Raw genomic sequence first — 3181 nt, forward strand, 5'->3', positions numbered from 1 at the left:
GGGCTGCGGTCTGTCTGTTTGCGGATTTTTGCTAAACAACGGTATGACCAGCTTTTCACCCATGAGCCCGATCAACCAGGCAGAATCGGACAAACAACCGCGTTCAACAATTTCGCCCACTATTCTTTTTCGCGACGGAAACCCTGCTATTGTGATTGGTTCTCCAGGTTCGGGAACGATTATTTCCACGCTTGTTGAAGTCATTTGCAATTTGATTGATTTTCAAAAAAATCCGATTGAAGCAAATTTAGCGCCCAGATTTTGCAGCAGAAAATGGACAACCACGCTGCCAGTCGAAGGCAGTTTTTCCAAACCGCTCATCGATTCGCTCAAAAAAATGGGTCATCCCATTGAAATCATGAGCCCAATGGACATGTATTTTGGTGGTGTGCAATTGATTGTGCGGGACGAGGAAAATAAAACCTGGATTGGCTGTTCCGATCCGAGAAGATCGGGCGCGGCGCTTGGATATTAAAATAAAGAGATTTGAACCATGAGATTGAAGAAATTCTTAATTCTTACTATCGCGATTTTTCTGTTCACGTTCCAATTTTTATCAGCGCAAATTTTTGATGATCTGGATGAATGCACCATCGGCGTGGCGTCCGGTCGTGCCACGGCAGACGGCAGACCGCTGGTCTGGAAGACGCGCGACTACAAATCTGCTCCTGACAACGAAGTTTATTATTTCGACTCCTACCCTAACGCATACATCGCTGTCATAACAGCCGGAAGCACGCTCCCCTGGATGGGCGTCAACGAGAAAGGATTTGCCATTGTCAACTCCCTTTCCGAAGACCTGGAAAAAGCCAGTTCAGGCATGGGAAACGGCAGCTTCATGAAAGAAGCTTTGCGCACTTGCGATAACATTGCCGATTTCGAGGATTTGCTTATCGCTACAAATTCTTCTGGACGAAAGACGCAGGCGAATTTCGCTGTGATTGACGCCAGCGGCGGCGCTGCCATTTTCGAGACAGCAGGTCACGAATACTGGAAATTCGATGCCAACGATGAATCAGTTGCGCCTCTGGGCTATGTGCTGCGCACAAATTTCGCTTTTAATGGCGAAGCTAAAAACGGACTTCATGACGGAATTCACAGCATCGAACGCTATCGCAGGCAAAGGACTCTCATTTCAGAATTTCATCAAGGCGACAGTTTGAATTATCGTTCGATTCTTCGCTATCAAATGCGCGATTTTTCCGACTTTGACAGCCAACCTGTTCCTGTGCCCTATCCTTCGCGCTGGCGCTCTGACAGACCTTTTGGCTACATTTACACCGGAGTGAGCATTTGTCGCTCCACTTCGGTCTCCACAGCCGTCATTCAGGGAATTTTACCCGGCGAGTCTCCCTTCCTGTCAACGATGTGGGTCATTTTGGGGCAACCAGCCGGTTCCATGGCTGTTCCCTATTTTCCTGTCGGGCAAACCCCAAATATTGCCAGAGGCAGCAATTCCGCTCCGTTGTGCGACATCGCCCGCAATATTCGCAGCGTGCTTTTTGACTACGCACCCAACGACAATTACATTGACTCCTACAAATTACTCGACGGTCAGGGAGGCGGACTCTGGACAAAGACATTTCCGGCGGAAGATTCGATTTTCATCGCTTTTGAAGATAAAATTTCCGTCTGGCGGCAAAGTGGTTTCTCTACAGATTCGTTGCTTTCGCTGGAAGATGAGCTGGCAAATTATGCCTTTCGCAAATTGAATGAATTCTACACCGGCATGACAACTTCTGTGCTGGCAGAAAAAACCAAAAAAAATATTCCGAACAAGTTTCAACTATTTCAAAATTATCCCAACCCGTTCAATGCAACAACTACGATTGCTTTTCAATTGTCAAGTTCAGGGTTTGTGACAGTAAAAATTACTGATGTGCTGGGAAGAAGTGTCGCCACGCTTCTGTCCGAACAAAAATCTGTGGGCGAATATCAGCTTCGCTGGAATGCGAATGATGTTGCCAGCGGAATTTATTTTTATCAAATGCAATTTGCACCAATGAATGGGAAACCGGTGAAAAATGTGGTCAGGAAATTGGTTTTGAGTAAATAGCACAAAAAAACACTTGTCTTTAAAACATTTTTTTTTTACATTTTATTTGACTAATAGTTTAAAACCAAATCAAGGATTAAACAAAATGAATGATGAACAATTAGCATCATTAATTAAAAAAAGTATCCGGGAAGTCATTCAGGAAGAAAGATTATCGATAATGGAAATTCTTATCCCTTATGTCAGCAAAAAGGAAATGGATGAAATATTACAAAAGCAGCCAACGCCGAAAATTTTCAATGAATCTGAATTTGTTGACATGACAGACTGGGTAAAAAAATGAACATAAAATTTAGCTCCAGTGCCCGCAAATTTATTGAAAAGTCCGGTAAGAGAGAGCAAGAAAAAATTCGGCTGAAGATTAAAATGCTGCTGCAAACCATTGAAGAATCCGGCTTCATACCATTTCAAGAATTACACATACGGAAACTCAAAGGTGAATGGCAGGGTTTCTACAGAATGCGCATTGGAGCCATTCGTGTTATTTTCCGCATCGATAGAGAGCAAAGAGTTATTTATGTATATGATATTGATTATCGCGGAAGCGTGTATTAATTTCTTAAAAATAGAACAGTTTAGTCTTAAATTTTGCTTCTCCCGCTAAACACACAACACCTTTGAGGCTGTATCAAAAATATTTTTGGAGCTACAAAGAAATAACCATACAGTAAATAAAAACACATAGGAAGTAAAAAGAATACAAAACTTACCTAAATAATAATGTTAAGAATCATTACTATTCCCTCATGGACTTCGTGTTTTTCGTAGTTTCCATTATTTTTTGTCCTTGATGCAACTTCTGTGAATCAAAAAATCCTTTGGAGAACTCACAATGACCCATTCCCACCATCACTTGCGAAAATTCATTTACTTCATCTTCTCCATTTTAACCATCTCCTGCGCCGCGAACAATTTCGCTTATTTAACACCAGAGGCGAGGACGATTCACGAGCAATTTTGGTCTGCGGATTCGTTCGTTTATCGCGTGCTGATGAAAGACACACCTTACCAGACGCCAGTATTTCGTTTTCAAGGAGAAAAAGAGGGACCCACGGCGCTGATTTTGGGCGGCACGCATGGGGATGAAATTGCCGGATTTGAAGCTGCATTTCGCTTGCTCAAATT

General features: G+C 42.9%; 5 protein-coding genes. All 5 read left to right on the forward strand.

Translation table 11 applies throughout. The features are described 5' to 3' along the window. Window positions 1-475, forward strand: a 475-nt coding sequence (gene ggt / locus GXO74_12100; protein NOZ62410.1) for a gamma-glutamyltransferase, incomplete at its 5' end; no start/stop codon positions are given. An 18-nt stretch (window positions 476-493) separates the two neighbouring features. Continuing rightward, window positions 494-2056: a T9SS type A sorting domain-containing protein gene (locus GXO74_12105; GenBank protein NOZ62411.1), complete on the forward strand. Its 1563-nt coding sequence runs from the start codon at window positions 494-496 to the stop codon at window positions 2054-2056. Between the two features lie 85 nt (window positions 2057-2141). Beyond that, a complete protein-coding gene (locus GXO74_12110) occupies window positions 2142-2339 on the forward strand; it encodes a hypothetical protein (protein NOZ62412.1) in 198 nt (65 codons plus the stop codon). Further along, entirely contained in the window at window positions 2336-2611 is a 276-nt protein-coding gene (locus GXO74_12115; protein ID NOZ62413.1) for a type II toxin-antitoxin system RelE/ParE family toxin, read from the forward strand. Before GXO74_12110 ends, GXO74_12115 begins: the two co-directional genes overlap by 4 nt. A 277-nt stretch (window positions 2612-2888) precedes the next feature. Next, a partial coding sequence (locus GXO74_12120) for a hypothetical protein (GenBank protein ID NOZ62414.1) occupies window positions 2889-3181 on the forward strand: 293 nt, incomplete at its 3' end.

The organism is Calditrichota bacterium (assembly GCA_013152715.1).
In the GTDB taxonomy this organism is placed as follows: Bacteria; Zhuqueibacterota; Zhuqueibacteria; order Thermofontimicrobiales; family Thermofontimicrobiaceae; genus 4484-87.

What these genes read in the sequence shown, in the direction of transcription:
- GXO74_12105 (NOZ62411.1), top strand. Translation starts at nt 494, where the DNA reads ATGAGATTGAAGAAATTCTTAATTCTTACTATCGCGATTTTTCTGTTC.
- GXO74_12110 (NOZ62412.1), top strand. Translation starts at nt 2,142, where the DNA reads ATGAATGATGAACAATTAGCATCATTAATTAAAAAAAGTATCCGGGAA.
- GXO74_12115 (NOZ62413.1), top strand. Translation starts at nt 2,336, where the DNA reads ATGAACATAAAATTTAGCTCCAGTGCCCGCAAATTTATTGAAAAGTCC.